The organism is Variovorax sp. 10N420, assembly GCF_056394705.1.
On the sequence record NZ_JBFTIJ010000020.1, the window covers coordinates 1 to 14,991 of the forward strand.

Genomic DNA, 14,991 nt, shown 5'->3' on the forward strand with positions numbered 1-14,991 from the left:
CCCCAAGGGCATTGATGTCTCGACCTACTCGCAAGCCAAGCTGAATGCGTTGGCGAGAAGATTAAACGAGCGACCCAGGAAGACTCTCAACTTCCGAACACCGGCTGAGATGTTCAGCCAAACCGTTGCATCGACCGGTTGAATCCGCAGCCGAACTCGGAAGTCTAGGTGTGCCGCCTAACAGCAGTTCCCCTGCAACCCTGCCGTTGGGGGAAAGAGCCAACGTGGCACGGTCAAGCTCTTCAGGCCGTTCCCCTGCATTTCGGATACGCTGCGCATCCCCAGAATGAGTTTCCGGCCTGTGCGCCCTTTCTCGCGGTTCTGCGCACCATAGCGCCCGCGCAATTCGGACAAGCTGGAGGCAGCGAGCTCGTCGCCCACGTGCCGGCGAACGCGGACTTCTGTTCCGCCACCCGCGTAGACCCACACTGCTCACCCCCACGCACAGATCCAATCAACAACATCAGCGCCTCACCATCCACCAACCTGACGTTGCGCCCCTCAGCAAACGCCCGCGCTTCGTCGGTGAATCTCCCAGAGGTCACCACAAACCCACCCGCCGCACCTTCAGCCGCCATCACGCCATACAACTCCCGCACGACTTGCACGCCCACCTTGAACGCCCGCCATTGCTTGCACTGAACAAGATGCTTCTCGCCAGCTTTGCGCAACACAAGGTCGACGCCGCCATCGGCCCCGCCACCGCCCAGCTCTTCAACCTGAAAGCCCTTCCTCCGGAAGCCTTCGCCCACAAGGATTTCGAACTCACGCCAACTCATCTTCCCCAAGATGTCCGGCGCCTTCGCTGCGGCCACACTGTCTGCCAGTTCCTTCCTGCGGCGGCGGCGCCACGCACTCACGGCCGCACCGGCGAGGCACACGAAAGGCAGCAGGTACTGCCCAGCCAATGCCAACGCGTAGAAAAGGCTCGAGGTAATTTGCGGCCGGCTCACCATGTCCGACACGACCCGACCAGCCCACGCATGCATGAAGAGATAGCTCACAGGGGCGAGTGCAACGCCGAGCCACCAGGGCAGCATCGACACAAGGTCAATCATGTCGTCCAGCGGGCTCGTCTTCTTGCGTCGCGGCATGTCTACTCCTCGTTCTTTATTGCGAAACCTTCTTCCGCTGGAACTCGAATACCGAAGTCGTGCCGTTCGCAGTCACTTCAAACCGAAGCATGTCGTTGGGATTGGGATAAGGATCGCAGCAGTTCTTCAACATGAGTTCACCGGCAACCATATGCAGCGGGTCCACGGTGTTTTCCTGAAGAATCGAGTTCGCAGCCTGCTCCTGGTTCTGTGCATTGAATTCGATCTGGCTGATGCCCAGCCCCGTCGCTCCACCAATGGCAGCGCCCGCGACGATTCCGGCGAGGGGGTCATACACCTGAACGGTATTGGTGCCAGCGAAAGTCGTTACGCCGCGTCTTCCGGACACGAATCCTGAGTAGTTGCTTTGATAGGTCTGATGAGAGGCGCCGTACGCGGCGGCTCCCGCCGCCAGTCCGCCAACAATCGCAAGCGCTATCTGCTTGCTTTGCTTCTCGCTTTGAATCTCCGCGACACGCTGGGTATACGTATAAATCGGGACCGGCTGTCCGCGGAAATAGGCCTTGATGTTGTCGGGCGTGAAGTTGACCGGCTGAGTGCCGTTGTTCGCGTACCCAATCGTGAAGGTCGGCATCGCAGTGCCTTGTGTCCTGAACGTCGGATACATGAACACTTCATGGGTTTCATGCTTTTCGATGACGGTGCCGACACCTTGCGTGTATCTCACTGTTTGCACGGGCTCGTGGGGCTTGGCGGAATACGCAACCATCGTCGTGCATCCGCTCGATCCGAGCGTCACCGAAACGGCGACAAGGATTGCTTTGGCTGGGTGAGACTTCTTGTTCTTCGTCTTCATGCTGGCTCATCGTTGGTTTTATAACGATGAATACTGGCATGGGCATCCGAATGGATGGCGGAACTAAGTCGCACCGTTCCTGCAAAACAACTCATCAAAATTGATGATGTTTATGCGGGCGCTCCATTCGCGCCTGAGCTTCTCCGCAATCACTCATGTCTTGGGAGAAGCCGTCAGCACGTTGGAGTGGTTTGGCCCGCAGGCTCAAGTGGGCGATCGGCTTGCTGCGGACCGTTTCGGTACCATCCACGCCGCCGCCTGTGCGATCCAGCGGATGGGCGTTATCAGTAGCGTCGCCCCCCGCAGCATCGGAATGATCGCGAGCATCGCCAGAAAAGCCGCCCCCCACCAGCCGATCAGGATTGATATCCATGGAGGCAATCCTGCCAGTAGCCCCAGCGCGCGAAACACGCCACTTAGCAGACTGGGGTGACGCACGACCAGATAGACCGCGGCGAGTTTGGCGCCCGCTCCCGCGACGTGCTTGCCAACCGACTCGCCGAGAAGTACACCGCGGCCCATCAGCGTCGTGCGCCGCACTATGGCGGCTTCTTCGATGGCCTTTCCGCCACCGCCGAGAAATTTCAGGGCCTTGGGCACGCCGAACACCGAAAGCAGATCGGCACCGGCCCAGGCAATATCCGTTAGTTGGATTCGATCTCCTGAGTCATATTTCGATTCCAGTTCGATCAGTCCACCGGCAAAGATCTTTTTTATCGTTTCCAGGATGCGATCTGTCTGGACCCGCTGAACGTGACCGTCTTTATCAAGTACGAACTGCCCCAGGAAGTGATGTCCATCGACGTGAATTGCCTCGATTGCATAGATACCGCGATAACGAGGACCGTAGGGGAAGTGGTTGGCCTGATCCGGCTTAGATTGCTTGTCCAGGATTGCCTTTCTGATTGCCAGCCAAGCGTCTCGCATTTGCCCGTGCGCCCAATACCCCCCTTTGAGAATCAGCATGTCCGTCTCCATGAAGTAATCGACGACAGGGACCACGCCTTCGCCGTACTGCCTGAGAATCTCTTGAAACGGTGCATCGTCGCCGAACATCTCGAACACGGCGCGCGCACGGTCGCCGTATTTGAGCAAGCCAAGTTCCAGCTTGCCGGTGAGTTCGCGATCTGCAGCTGCCTCGAGAAAGAGCTCCTTCAGCTTTGGTGAATTGCCTGCGGCCTTGTATGCAGCCATGGGTAGACCGCGCGAAGCTGCGATGTCAGTCAACCGTTCTTCATAGTTCGCGGTGCCGCTCAGATAGGTGATGCAGACCGACGCGAGCAGGGCGCCGGCTAGCAAAGCGCCCCAACGAATTCGGCGGCCGCCCCAACGGTCATCGGGTCGCGTAGCACCGTTGGCGCTCGAAGATTGGATCTCGGCGTTCTTGTTGCGGCTCATTGATTCTTTAGGTTCTTGATGAAGTAGAAGATCCGGACAAACGAGGTCAAGGCTATCGCCGGAGACATCGCGTCTCGCAGCGGTGAGTGGTCGAGAAACACCAGCACCGTGAGGCAAATCACGTACTGGACGGCAAACGACCAACACCAGGAGGAAAGCCTTCCACGCGGAAGCCCGGCTGAGACCGCTTGAGCGACCTGCTGGCTGATGGCAAGCCCGCAAACAATGAGAAAGATTTGAAGCATTGAGCCTCCAGGAGTTTGGATGCCTGTGAGACTAGATACCGAGCGCGACAAAATGCGTCGCACACGCAGCGATTCACTGCAGCACCCTAATTCAGCCCGCGTAGAGCGTCGAAGCCGCAGTCAGTGACGCTCCGATTTCGGCACGCAAATCCGAAGGTGCGAGCACTTCGATGTCCCCGGTCTTCGAAAGAATCCACCACCTGAGTTTCCAGCTGGAAGGCACGGTCGCCTTGAGCAAGAAGCCTCCTTCAATAGGTTCGAGCTTCTGCCCCGCGTCGAGCTTGGCATCCGCCATCACCGCCCCGAGTCGCTGTGAAATCCGAGCCTTGAAGCGAATGCGTTGTCCGTCGCCGAATTGCAATCCTCCATCGTCGATGTAGGTCTGCAACGAAAAGCGGGGAATCAACCTCGCCGGCGTGTAGAGACGTCGCGCCTCCCTGACGCGGTGCATTGCATAGAGGCGCGGCGATGTATGGCGGAATGCGGTCGCGACCAAGTAGGTCGTGGGGCCGCAGAGCACCATGCCCAATGGATGGAGAGTCTGCGCTTTTGGGGCCTCGGCGTCCGCCTTCAGGTATGAGACCTCGACCTGTTCGGCCGCCATCAACGCTTCTTGCACTGTGCGGAGCACTGTCGCGTCAATCGGCGCCGGAATCACCGTCAAACCGGTATTGACCACGGCCACTTTGGACGGCCAGCCGCCCATCGGGTTGCTCTTCTCTTGAGCGCCGAGCTTTGCCGCTGCCAAGGCGAAGGCCGGCTTCAATTGATGCCGAACTGCATCAGGAAGAATGGGTTGCAGATAGCGTTCGACGAGATGAAGAGACAGCGCGTCGGTGATTGACTGGCCGAGAAGCCCGAATGCGCCGCCTCTCACCCAGTGCCAGTCAAACGGCGGCGCCCCTCCGTGCGTGATTGGAAAGATGTTCGCCAAACCCTCAAGGTCACGTTCTATGGTTCGCTTGGTGACCCTGTATCCGGCGCTGCCGAGTTCCGCCTGGATCGCGCCTGCACTTTTTCCTGGTGCGTGAGATGGCAGACATCGGAGAAGCTCCCATTGCCGGGCAATGGCGTTGCGGGGTGATTCAGCGGGCATGGATTCTCAGCGCGTCTCTCTTCATTCGCCGAGGCTAACAAAACTGGCTCGCGCTTCTTCGCATCGCACTTGCACGTGTCGATATACTGGCTCCGTCACGTCAAACAAAGGCGTGATCGGGTTTGGAAGCCCGAAGCAATCTGAGAAAGCAAGCCGCAATCATCTGTACAGGGTGTGCGGCTTCGCTGTTGCGCCGCCGAGTTTTGGCGGCTCGGACGGGGAGCCGCAAGGCTCGCCGGTTTTCCTTGGATTGCCCGGTCTTCCAACCCGTTCGAGCTGCCGCCCTCCGTTTGGAAGCGGGCGCGGCGGTTGTAGCAAACCGCAATCCTTGGAGGCCATTCATGGTCCACCCTACTTGCGCGCTCGCGCGCCACCCGACCGCACCCCCCTCAGACGAACGCTCAACCCTCGAAGCCGATCTCAGCGCACTAAGAGAGGCGTATCGCGCAATCGCATGTGTTCACAACCTGCTGCTTCATGTGCGAACTCCGAACACGCCCGAGCGCGACGATCTTCGCGGCGAAGTGGAAGCGCTGGTAGCACTGATCAACTCTGAATTCGAGCGCCGCGCCAAAGCTGCAAAGATCAGCATCGCTTCAATGCCGCGCCACTAGGCACCAGGAGAGGCGATCTGCACACGCGGCACTACCGTATGCCGCTCCTGGCTTGACCCACCACGTGAAGCGCCGATTCGAATACGGATGTCGGCCGCTGGCGCGCGTCGTCGCGGCTCTCTGATAGCTGCCCGGGCATCATGCTCGCCACAAAGTCGATGAACGCTCTTACCTTGGCCGGAACGTGGCTCCGGCTGGGGTAGTACACGTAAAGAGGAAAGGTCTCGCCGGGCCAGTCCGTCAGAACAGGCTCCAGCGTGCCCGCGCGCAGATGCATGTCGATTCCGAGATCGATCACCTGCGCGATGCCGTAGCCCGCAAGGCAGGCGCCGATCTTGGTTCCCGCATCCGTGACTGTCAGGTTCCCCTTGACGGCGACCTTCACCTTCTCGTTGCCACGCCAGAACTCCCATTCGAAGGGCCTGCCGGTCGCCGGATCGATGGTGTGGATGCATTCATGGCCGTCATCGACGAGGTCCTTCGGCGAGTTGGGTCGGCCGCGTTGCGCAAGATATGACGGCGCGGCCACTGTCAGGACTCGCGGACTGTAGAGCCTGCGACAGACCAAGCTTGAAACCGAGGGTGGTCCAAACCGAATGGCGAGATCGAATCCGTCGCTCACCAAATCCGACAGGTCGTTTCGGGTCTCCAGCTTCAATTCAAGTGCAGGATGATTCTTCAAGAACTGCGCCAACTCCGGTGCCAGCACAAGGCGCGCAAACACGGCGTCACACGCAACGCGCAATGTTCCGTTGACGACTGAGGTTTCACCCGAAGCGCCCGCAGTCGCCTCTTCAATTCCCTGGAGCAACGGCAGCACCTTTGACAGCAGCGCATGCCCAGCGTCCGTGACTTCAACATGTCGGCTGGTGCGATGCACGAGCTTGGCGCGCAAGCGGTCCTCCAATCGTTGAACAGCGCGACTCACCGCGGGCTGAGTCTTGCCCAGGCGAGAAGCGGCGCGACCAAAGCTCTTGGATTCGGCTACCGCGGCAAGGGCAAGCAAGCCGCTGACAAGTCCTCCATCGAGGTCTTCCATGATCTATGTGTTCCTGTAATGGCAGCGATAACCGCTTCGCAGTAGCCGAGCGCGGAGGGATCTTTCACTATACGAGTCCTTTCGACACTTCAGGAAAGTCAGCAAATGACCCAGACCCAAGCCGTACTCGCCTTGATCGATGACTATTTCAATTTGGCGTACGAGCCTACGAGCCGTGACTTCAATAAAGTCTTCCACCCGAGCTGTCTTGTCCAGTGGATTCAAGAAGGCCAGCTCAACTCCATGTCGTCTCCGGACTATTCGGCGCTCATCCACGGGAGGCCGAGTCCTCGATCAACCGGCGCGCCCAGGGATGAAGCGGTTCTCTCCATGGAGAACATTTCGGACATTCTTTCAACAGCGACAGTGAGGGCGCGGGTTGGAAACAGGCTTTTCAACGATCACTTCGTTCTGCACAAGATCGAGGGAAGTTGGCTCATAGCGAACAAGGCGTCCTTCATCGTGCGTGCTTTCGAGTGAAGCTTCGAGTGAACTTCGAATGAAGAATGGAGCGGCCGATGCCCCTGTGTCGTGCCGCTCATAAACTCGCGCTCCGCGAAGTGCGCAGTGCCCTTCTCTCTCTCCCGTTCCACACACAATGATTTCCGCTTCATTCATCTTCAACAAAGGCGATTTCGACGACGAGTACTACCAACTGGACGATCAGATCGCGCAAGCGGCCAAGGCCACTTCGGGGTTCATCGGCGAAGAAAGTTGGGAGAACACGCAAAGCGGAAAGGTTTGCACGGTGTACTACTGGGAGGGAAGAGAAGGGCTTCGCGAACTGATGGCGAATGCCGATCACCTGAAGGCCAAGTCTGCAAGCTCGCGTTGGCTGGCGGGCTATCAGGTGGTGGTGTCGGAGGTTCTGGCGACCTACGGCACCAAGGGCTACGAACACATTCTGAACGGCCGCGGGTTCGACAATAGCGGCCTCAGGTGACCGCTGGGTCCGCATGCCCCGGCGCCAACGTAAAAACACTCACTGCCCGCACCAGGCTCCCGGCCTCCATCTGCAGCGACTGCGCCGCCGCCGAAGCCTCTTCAACCAGCGCCGCGTTCTGCTGGGTCACTTGATCCATCTGTGTCACGGCCTGGTTGATCTGTTCAATGCCCGAGGTCTGTTCCTGGCTCGCCGCGCTGATCTCGCCCATGATGTCCGTCACACGGCGCACGCTGGCCATGATCTGTTCCATCGTGCGGCCGGCGTCGTCCACCAGCGAACTGCCCGCTTCGACCTTGCCGACGGAATCGTCGATCAGACCCTTGATTTCCTTGGCCGCCGCCGCCGAGCGCTGTGCCAGTCCGCGAACTTCCGAAGCCACAACCGCGAAGCCACGGCCCTGCTCGCCCGCACGGGCGGCTTCCACTGCTGCGTTGAGCGCCAGGATGTTGGTCTGAAAGGCGATGCCATCGATCACACCGATGATGTCGACGATCTTTTTGGATGACGCGTTGATTGATTCCATGGTGTCGATCACCTGACCGATCACGTCGCCGCCTCGCACCGCCACTTCCGATGCCTGCGCCGCCAGTTGATTCGCCTGCCGTGCGTTGTCCGCGTTCTGCTTGACTGTCGTCGTGAGTTCCTCCATCGACGCCGCTGTCTGTTCCAGCGAGCTGGCCTGCTCTTCGGTGCGCGACGACAGGTCCTGGTTGCCCGTTGCGATCTGGGTGGTTGCGCTCGCGATGGTGCCGGTGCCACGGCGCACTTCGCCGACGACGGTACTCAGGCTCTCGTTCATGGCCTTGAGTGCCTGCATCAGTTGACCGGTTTCGTCTTTCGATCGCACTTCGATCCGGCTCGTCAGGTCGCCGCCTGCGACCACTTGCGCGATCATGACGGCCTCACCGATCGGCCGGGTGATCGTGCGGCTGAAGAGCACACTGGCCACGCCGCCGACCACGCACACGCCGAGCATGAGCGACAGGCTGATCCAGAAGGCGTTGTTCGCGTCCTCGGCCGCCTGTGCCGCGACCACCGCACTGTCCGTCTGGATGCGGCGTGCCGCTTCGCCCAGCAATTTTGTCGCTTCGCGATCGACGCCGGCGACGGCCACATCGCCTGCGTGTGGCTCGAATCCGCTGGTCTTGAATGCCTCGAAGCCCTTCCTGTAGGCCAAGCCCATCGCGATGTGGGCGTCTGCGAATTTTTTTACCAGCTCAAGGCCCTCGCCCGGCGGAAGGGACACCTGCAGTGCCTTGGCGGCGGTCGCCACGGCGGTCTCCTGCTTTTCAAAGGCCGACCAGTGGTCGGCCAGTTCGGCGGGGTCCTTGCCGCGCAGCAAGGTGTCCTTCCATTCCTGGACCTGAGCCTTGAAGGTCAACAGCATCTGAGTGATCGCGCGCTCGTCGGCGACTCGGGCCTGCACCGTGTTGCCATAGGTGTCGAGCGAGCGGTTGAGAAAAAACATCCCGGAAAGCGCCGCTGCCAGAAGCAGCGCAACGCCGGCTGCGAAGGCCAGTGGAAGCTTGATGCTGAGTTTCATGAAAGTTTCTCCCTTGATGAAGGACGGTCGAGGGAATCCGGATCCCGCCTCCATATGTGATCCCTATCGGCAGAACCGGGCGAAACTTGAGCACCTTTTTTGCTGGATCATCAGTAATGGCCACACCGAACAGCACCACTCTCCCTTCACTCGCCGAGATCGCGCAGCGCGTTGGCGCCGCGTTGAAGGAGCGCAAGCAAACGGTCGCCGTTGTCGAGTCTTCCGCCGGCGGCCTTGTTTCAGCCGCGCTTCTTGCGGTCCCCGGCGCATCGAGCTACTTCCTCGGCGGCGCGGTCGTCTATTCCAGGCGCGCGGGCAAGGCGCTGCTCGGCCTCACGCCGGATGACGTCGCAGGCATGCGGGCCGAAACCGAGCCCTACGCGCTGATGGTCGCTGGCAAGGTCCGCGACATGCATCGCGCCTCGTGGGGCATCAGTGAAAGCGGCGCTGCCGGCCCATCGGGCAGTCCGTATGGCGATGCGCCAGGCCACGTGTGCATCGCAGTCGTCGGCGCAGCTTCGGCAAGCAAGACCATCGCAACCGGCAATGACGACCGCGCGGCGAACATGGACCTGTTCGCGCGTCATCTTCTTGTGCTCTTCGAAGAGACATTGCTCGCCGCCGATCGCTGAACGCCGGCACGCGCTCCCGGGGCTGGATGTCAAAGCCCAAGAATGCAAGACTACGTGGATCCCCCGAATCACGCGGAGCAAGTCATGTCGCCTACAGCCCCGATCACTGACGCCAACCCCACGGTCGCTGAAATGGAGGCCCGAGTTGCGCGTTTCCGTTCACTTCAACCCACGGACGACTACGCCGATGCAGGCATCCCCGGTTGCGAGCGAACCACCTGGCGCGTGCTGGGTACGCCACCGGCGGCGCCGCTCGCGGCAGAGGGCTTTCATCTCAACATTGTCTGTTGCAATCCGGCAAGTCTGCGCCGCTGCACAACCACCTGACGCAGGAAGTGTTCGTCGCACTGTCGGGTCGGTGGGAGGTCTTTTGGGGTCCCGCTGGCGAACGCAATGTGGTGCTGGAGACCTGGGACACGATCTCGATACCGCCCGGTGTGTCGCGCGGATTCAGGAATATCGCGGCGGAGCCGGCCTACCTCATGGGCATGGCAAGCGGCCGTGATCCCGGCAACATCAATTGGCCATCCCAGATTCGAGCCGCGGCGGCGGCGGTTGGAGTTTCCCTGCCTTAGACGAGATGGATCGGAGAATTCTGCTGCGGAGTCTCGATCTGAAATCAATCCTCGGAGAGGCCGCTGATGCCCGCAGCCCTGACGCGAGGTTCGACCTTTAGATAGATTGCGTCGCCGAGATTGCCAAGGGTAGAGTTGGATTCGGTGCGTCGCCTGAGATCTCCAACTCAAACCCTTCAAAGGGCAACTGCGATGAGTTTCAACATTCGCACGAAGATCGCCCGGGCCTTCAAGGTCGTGTTGGGCCCTTTGGGATTGAACAAGCCAACGCGGGAGCCGTGGCCCAAGATTCTTCAAGTCGCAGCAGTCATTGCCCTGCAGACACTGGCGTACGGCATCGAGCAGCAAATCGAGCACCAAATTCTTGGCGAAAGGGTCGCCAACGTCGTCATCGCTGGTCAAAGCTGGTATCAGCTGATGGTGTCGGCGTACCCCCGAGCGCTTTCGCCAAAGTTCAGCACCGTGGTGCACATAGACCCGAGGTCGGACCCGACCGCAGAATATTTTCCGAACAATTCATGCGTGCAAAGAAAATATTTTGCGGATCTCTTGCCTGTTCTGGCGGGCTTTGCGCCGCATGTCATCGTGCTCGACCGGCGCTTTCTGCCGCTTGGATGCGAACCAATGGCGTCAAACGATCCGACCGAAAGGCTGCAGCAGGCGATATCGCATGTCACCACGGTATTGCACGTCCCGATCATTCTCGGGATGGGTATCGAGGAGGCTCCTCCGACGCCGAGCGGCGATAGAACTGCGGCCCATGTCATTCCGTCGTTGGGTTTCGCTTCGTCCCCGCTGCTGACGGTCGGCATCCTCAATACAGACCGTACACCCGAAAGGCTCGCTCTCGGATGGACCGTCAAGGTGCAGCCTGGGGGATCGGAGGAATGGGTCAACGGACTTGCCCTGCAATCGGCGCTCCTCCGCGAGCCCAGGCTTGTGGATGACTCCTCCGTCCTCAAGCACCTCAAGGGGAGCGGCGAATCACCCTATATGAGCCTGATACGGCCCGAGAATCTTGTGCTCGTGCGATCAGGAGACTTGCTGTGCCTTCCGATGCCGTCCAGCGATCGGAGTCTGGCAAAGCGATGCCTTGATCTGAAGCCTTCTCTTCAAAATCTGGACCGCCTCCGTGGCAAGGTGGTTTTCGTGGGCGAGGTCGGACGGGGTGTCGACCGACACAGCACGGTCATCGGAGACATCTCCGGCGTCGATCTGCAGGCGAACGCACTTGAAGCACTTTTGGACGAGAGATTCTTCCCCCCCGCGCCGGCTCTCGTCGATATTGTTTTCGGAATCTTGTTCCTGTTCGCAGTAGATTGGGCGCTTTCGCACAAGACTGCCCTGGTGGCGATTGCGCGTTTCGTGTCCGTGGCGTGCATCACTCTGCTGTTGCTCGCTTTGACCATAAGGAGCACCGGCTACTACGTTTCACCATTGGGAGTGAGCGCGCTGGTCGTCATGAAGCTTATTTGGTGGGCAGGGGAACGCACAGGATTGTTTGGATCAGCCCACGCTCACCCCGACACAAGTGGTGTCAATTCGCAAACCAAGGACGGAGGCTCAGCATGAACGTCGACAGACCTCGTTTAGCTTTCGGGCTTCTTGCGCGAGCCTGTATTGCCTTGGCGGCTGTGGTCGCAACCGTCAGCGCCAATGGTCAAACGGAGACCGCTCCGCCCAAACATCAACGACCGCCAGGCGATGAGGCAGGTGGTGTGAGCAACAAGCCAGAGACTCAAAAGGAAAGCGAAGCTGCCGGTGCCACCGCCGGCGCCACGGCCGGTGCCGCGATGGGTGCCATGACCGGCTCAGCCAAAGAGAGCGCAAAGGCGGAAGCCCGGCGGGCGGAGGCAGCCACCAGCAGCAAAGCGCGGGCCAAACAGAGCGATTCGAACAAGATGAAGCAGGACTAGTCAACGCAAGAGGCTGTGGGGAGAAGGCAATGACCATCGCCAACAGCAGCCGGATCAGCGGCCTCGACGTTTTCCCGCCGCAGCGAAACTACATGCTGCTGACGCTGTCGGATCTCCTGGAAGCGCGCCAGCACTATCACGTCCACTTGGCCCACCTCCCCAATGTCGTCGGTACCGCCGTGGGGCGCTACCTGATCCACGAGAAGGATTGGTTCGCGACCCACGCGCCAGGATACCTGCACGATGGCGAGCCTCAAGACAACGGAAAACCCAACCGCGGCGCTGGCGTGCACACCGAGTATGAAGAGACGATGCTGCGCCGGAATGCGGTGACTTTTCTCGACAGCATTCAGAAGGCGCTCTCGTCGGGAGCCAGCCAAGCCAGGACACCAGCGACGGGCCACGCGGCGGCAGTCGAGACGGTGCGACTGATGCAGCGCACCTTCAAGGCCATCAAGCCACTGTCGATCGTCGATGCCTACGACGCAGGGGATGACCTGTGGGATACCTTCGGCACCAAGACGGTGGGCGTGATGGTCGACGGGGTGCGAACCCTTCGCGCGATCTGGCGGGGCGCATGGAATGTTGCGGATGGCGAAAAACGCATCGTGGCCAGCCGTCTCGTCGGCGTTCCTCCCAAGGACCTCATTGACCTCTACATGCGCAACACGTGGATGCCGTCGAAGACGTTGAAGACGGTTGCGACGGTCTTGAAGGGCTTGTAGCGGGGTGCTACCGCGGCGCCGCTTACGCCTTCGGCAAGCTGAGATAGTAGAAGACGTAGGACACGCCGCACCCCAACACAAAGAGGACGAGCGACACCAAATTCGAGGAGCCCTTCTCCAGCCAGGTCGGGGGCTTTCCCTCGGATGCCGGCTGCAGGCGTTTTGAGGCCTCGGCGGCGGTGGTCTTGAAGCTGCGTCCGTCGGCCAGTGTCACGGTGATCTCCTCGCCTCCAGGTGCCTGCCGGATTGCGTCGATGGCATCCGCGGAAAACCCATGACTGGTCAGAATTCCTGTCACCGCCGCCAGCTGAGGCTTGCCGCGCACAAAGTAGGCAATGACGGCCGAAATGACGATTCCCACAATGAGTATCCAGGTCATCACGTCTCCTTGGTTGATGAAGGCATGGTGGGAGCGGTGTGCGCCCTTCGGTGCAGTTCCACGACCGCGCGCCAGGTCGGAGAGAGCGCCACATTTTGCGCGGGGAAGTGCCCCGCAACAATGGTCCAGATGTTGTCGAAGAAGATATGGCAATGACGCGAGATCGTGTCGATCCGATCGGCAAGGTCGGGATGTGCGGCCTTGAGTTGCATCACCAGGAACGTCAAACGAGTACGGGGATGTGGATGCATGTCGTCACCATGGGCCCTGAAGTAGAGATGGCCCATGAAGGCCTCCGGCAGGAGTGAGTAGTCGATGCGAAACGCCAGGTAGTTGATGGTTCGATAGATCAAGCTCATGGTTTCGAACATCACCAGGACGGCAATGAGCGCAGGCATCGTGTTGTTGGCCGGCTGGTGGCTGGACAAGGTTCCCCTTAGCGCGTGCACGTCCGCATCGCACTCTCGCTGCTGCAAGGACCCCAAGCCGGCAGCGCCGGAGAAGTGACCCAGCGACAGATGCGACAGCTCATGCAAAAGACAAAAGGCGAAGGCATCCGACAAGAACTCGGCTGCGAACAGGTGGCTCCTCATGCTTGCGTAGTCGACGCCGTGCTCCGGATACGGCCAGTTCTGCGTGACGAGGCCGAATAGCGACTCGGCAACGCCATGCAGCGTGGTCGCCGCTCTCTGGAGGTCCATCGCTGTGCTCTGGGAAAGAACCTTTTCCAGGTCGGTGGGTTGCACAGGGCGGCCGTCTCCGGCGCGCGCAAGCACCTCACCGATGAGCATGTGCAGGACCAACATCCCAGTGCTGAATACGACGGCAGTCTTTCCGTCCAGGTCATTGCGAGTCACGCTGGGGTAGATGGAGGCCAGCGGCGCGGTGCCCATCAGCAGCGAATCACCCAGCACGATGCCGGCGGGAATGGCGCCGGCTGCATTCAGCCTGCGGTAGGCCGCCTCCAGAAGAGGGAAGGTCAACTTCTCCTGGAAGCGCGATGGGGGCGAGGGGCCCCGAAGTTCAATGGGGCCTTGGCCACCCATCGTGATGAGTTCCAGTATCGAGATCTCCACTTCATGCGGCACGACATACTGGGCGGAGTAGGCGAAGCTCGGGTCGTCAACCCGGGCGAGAAAGCCAGCCTCTCGCCAGGCTTCTTGCTGGATGTACTCCAGCAAGGTCAACGCGGGCGGGGGCGGCACTTTTCGCCGACACAAGAACTGCAGCGCTCGTATTGGCACGTTGATCCTTTCGCCGCGGAGGACTGGTTCGCAAGAATACTGTGTGAGTGCCCCTACGCTGCGTCGAATGATGCCCGCCGGCTGACCAAGCTACCCGCGCTTCGTCGCAATCAACGGCTTCACATCCGGCGCATTGACGCGCGGCCGATTGGCCTCGACAGCGGGCAGCGCGTCGACTTCCTTCATGCTCGCAAGACTGCGCCGCGTGAGGTCCTGGTAGGTGCGCGTGCCTTCCAGCTTCCACGCGACTTCCTGATCGCTCAGCTCGCGCATCACCTTGGCAGGAATACCGGCGGCGAGCGAACGCGGAGGGATTTTCTTGCCGGCCGGAACGAAGGCGCAGGCCGCGAGGATGGCTGCTTCGCCGACTTCGGCCTCGTCCATGACGACGGCGTTCATGCCGACCAGTGCGTCACGTCTGACGATGCAGCTGTGCAGCACTGCGCCGTGGCCGATGTGGCCGTTTTCTTCGACGACGGTGTCATGCGCGGGGAAGCCGTGGATCACGCACGTGTCCTGCAGGTTGGAGCCGCGCTCGAGCACGATGCGCCCGAAGTCGCCGCGCAGCACCGCGCACGGCCCGACGTAGCAGCCGGGGCCGACGATCACGTCACCGATCAGTACGGCTGTCGGATGCACATAGGCGCTGGGGTCGATGACCGGCACCACTTCTTCGATCGAATAGCAAGGCAAGGCTGTCTCCTTTGAGTTGACGGGAAGGGGCGTCT

19 protein-coding genes and 1 pseudogene are annotated in these 14,991 nt (G+C 60.5%); 10 read left to right on the forward strand and 10 right to left on the reverse strand.

The genetic code is table 11. From position 1 onward, the window contains the following. Positions 1 to 142: pseudogene (locus tag AC1DEK_RS28285) on the forward strand (IS30 family transposase); the annotation flags it as partial. 100 nt (positions 143 to 242) lie between these two features. On the opposite strand, the gene AC1DEK_RS28290 reads toward AC1DEK_RS28285, so the two are convergent. The 5 genes from AC1DEK_RS28290 to AC1DEK_RS28310 form a co-directional block, all read right to left on the reverse strand. After that, a complete protein-coding gene (locus AC1DEK_RS28290; RefSeq protein ID WP_478128645.1) occupies positions 243 to 1,094 on the reverse strand; it encodes a restriction endonuclease in 852 nt (283 codons plus the stop codon). A gap of 16 nt (positions 1,095 to 1,110) precedes the next feature. Continuing rightward, entirely contained in the window at positions 1,111 to 1,911 is an 801-nt protein-coding gene (locus AC1DEK_RS28295; RefSeq protein WP_478128646.1) for a hypothetical protein, read from the reverse strand. A gap of 204 nt (positions 1,912 to 2,115) precedes the next feature. Then, positions 2,116 to 3,309, reverse strand: a complete 1,194-nt coding sequence (locus AC1DEK_RS28300; protein WP_478128647.1) for a hypothetical protein — start codon at positions 3,307 to 3,309, stop codon at positions 2,116 to 2,118. Continuing rightward, positions 3,306 to 3,554, reverse strand: coding sequence for a hypothetical protein (locus tag AC1DEK_RS28305; RefSeq protein WP_478128648.1), 249 nt, complete (start codon positions 3,552 to 3,554; stop codon positions 3,306 to 3,308). The genes AC1DEK_RS28300 and AC1DEK_RS28305 overlap by 4 nt, the downstream gene beginning before the upstream one ends. Before the next feature lie 91 nt (positions 3,555 to 3,645). Then, positions 3,646 to 4,488: a helix-turn-helix transcriptional regulator gene (locus tag AC1DEK_RS28310; protein ID WP_478128649.1), complete on the reverse strand. Its 843-nt coding sequence runs from the start codon at positions 4,486 to 4,488 to the stop codon at positions 3,646 to 3,648. A gap of 503 nt (positions 4,489 to 4,991) precedes the next feature. Here AC1DEK_RS28310 and AC1DEK_RS28315 point away from each other — a divergent pair. After that, positions 4,992 to 5,264 (forward strand): hypothetical protein, encoded by a 273-nt coding sequence (locus AC1DEK_RS28315; protein WP_478128650.1) that lies wholly within the window; start codon positions 4,992 to 4,994, stop codon positions 5,262 to 5,264. Positions 5,265 to 5,295: 31 nt separating this feature from the next. On the opposite strand, the gene AC1DEK_RS28320 is transcribed toward AC1DEK_RS28315, so the two are convergent. Continuing rightward, positions 5,296 to 6,303 carry a LysR family transcriptional regulator gene (locus tag AC1DEK_RS28320; protein WP_478128651.1) on the reverse strand — a complete coding sequence of 336 codons (1,008 nt, stop codon included), beginning with the start codon at positions 6,301 to 6,303 and terminating at the stop codon, positions 5,296 to 5,298. A 105-nt stretch (positions 6,304 to 6,408) separates the two neighbouring features. On the opposite strand from AC1DEK_RS28320, the gene AC1DEK_RS28325 reads away from it, so the two are divergent. Both AC1DEK_RS28325 and AC1DEK_RS28330 read left to right on the forward strand, forming a co-directional pair. Next, entirely contained in the window at positions 6,409 to 6,783 is a 375-nt protein-coding gene (locus tag AC1DEK_RS28325; RefSeq protein WP_478128652.1) for a nuclear transport factor 2 family protein, read from the forward strand. A 118-nt stretch (positions 6,784 to 6,901) separates the two neighbouring features. Continuing rightward, entirely contained in the window at positions 6,902 to 7,246 is a 345-nt protein-coding gene (locus AC1DEK_RS28330) for an antibiotic biosynthesis monooxygenase family protein (RefSeq protein WP_478128653.1), read from the forward strand. Here the strand turns inward: AC1DEK_RS28330 and AC1DEK_RS28335 are convergent. Next, entirely contained in the window at positions 7,239 to 8,792 is a 1,554-nt protein-coding gene (locus AC1DEK_RS28335; protein ID WP_478128654.1) for a methyl-accepting chemotaxis protein, read from the reverse strand. The genes AC1DEK_RS28330 and AC1DEK_RS28335 overlap by 8 nt on opposite strands. Before the next feature lie 116 nt (positions 8,793 to 8,908). On the opposite strand from AC1DEK_RS28335, the gene AC1DEK_RS28340 reads away from it, so the two are divergent. From AC1DEK_RS28340 to AC1DEK_RS28365, 6 genes are all read left to right on the forward strand, one after another. Next, positions 8,909 to 9,424 carry a CinA family protein gene (locus tag AC1DEK_RS28340; RefSeq protein WP_478128655.1) on the forward strand — a complete coding sequence of 172 codons (516 nt, stop codon included), beginning with the start codon at positions 8,909 to 8,911 and terminating at the stop codon, positions 9,422 to 9,424. A gap of 84 nt (positions 9,425 to 9,508) precedes the next feature. Beyond that, on the forward strand, positions 9,509 to 9,751 hold the full coding sequence (locus AC1DEK_RS28345) for a cupin domain-containing protein (protein ID WP_478128656.1): 243 nt from the start codon (positions 9,509 to 9,511) through the stop codon (positions 9,749 to 9,751). Next, the gene (locus AC1DEK_RS28350) at positions 9,712 to 9,999 is read left to right on the forward strand and encodes a cupin domain-containing protein (RefSeq protein ID WP_478128657.1); all 288 of its coding nucleotides are present in this window, start codon (positions 9,712 to 9,714) and stop codon (positions 9,997 to 9,999) included. The genes AC1DEK_RS28345 and AC1DEK_RS28350 overlap by 40 nt, the downstream gene beginning before the upstream one ends. 192 nt (positions 10,000 to 10,191) lie before the next feature. Then, positions 10,192 to 11,571 (forward strand): CHASE2 domain-containing protein, encoded by a 1,380-nt coding sequence (locus tag AC1DEK_RS28355; RefSeq protein ID WP_478128658.1) that lies wholly within the window; start codon positions 10,192 to 10,194, stop codon positions 11,569 to 11,571. Then, positions 11,568 to 11,915, forward strand: coding sequence for a hypothetical protein (locus tag AC1DEK_RS28360; protein WP_478128659.1), 348 nt, complete (start codon positions 11,568 to 11,570; stop codon positions 11,913 to 11,915). Before AC1DEK_RS28355 ends, AC1DEK_RS28360 begins: the two co-directional genes overlap by 4 nt. Positions 11,916 to 11,944: 29 nt before the next feature. Next, complete coding sequence (locus AC1DEK_RS28365; RefSeq protein WP_478128660.1) at positions 11,945 to 12,640, forward strand: hypothetical protein; 696 nt, start codon at positions 11,945 to 11,947, stop codon at positions 12,638 to 12,640. 22 nt (positions 12,641 to 12,662) lie between these two features. Here the strand turns inward: AC1DEK_RS28365 and AC1DEK_RS28370 are convergent, their stop codons facing one another. The 3 genes from AC1DEK_RS28370 to AC1DEK_RS28380 all read right to left on the reverse strand — a co-directional run bounded on the left by AC1DEK_RS28370 (position 12,663) and on the right by AC1DEK_RS28380 (position 14,956). Then, entirely contained in the window at positions 12,663 to 13,019 is a 357-nt protein-coding gene (locus tag AC1DEK_RS28370; protein WP_478128661.1) for a hypothetical protein, read from the reverse strand. Further along, entirely contained in the window at positions 13,019 to 14,224 is a 1,206-nt protein-coding gene (locus AC1DEK_RS28375) for a hypothetical protein (protein WP_478128662.1), read from the reverse strand. The genes AC1DEK_RS28370 and AC1DEK_RS28375 overlap by 1 nt, the downstream gene beginning before the upstream one ends. Before the next feature lie 129 nt (positions 14,225 to 14,353). Continuing rightward, on the reverse strand, positions 14,354 to 14,956 hold the full coding sequence (locus AC1DEK_RS28380; protein WP_478128663.1) for an acyltransferase: 603 nt from the start codon (positions 14,954 to 14,956) through the stop codon (positions 14,354 to 14,356). Positions 14,957 to 14,991 lie beyond the last annotated feature (35 nt).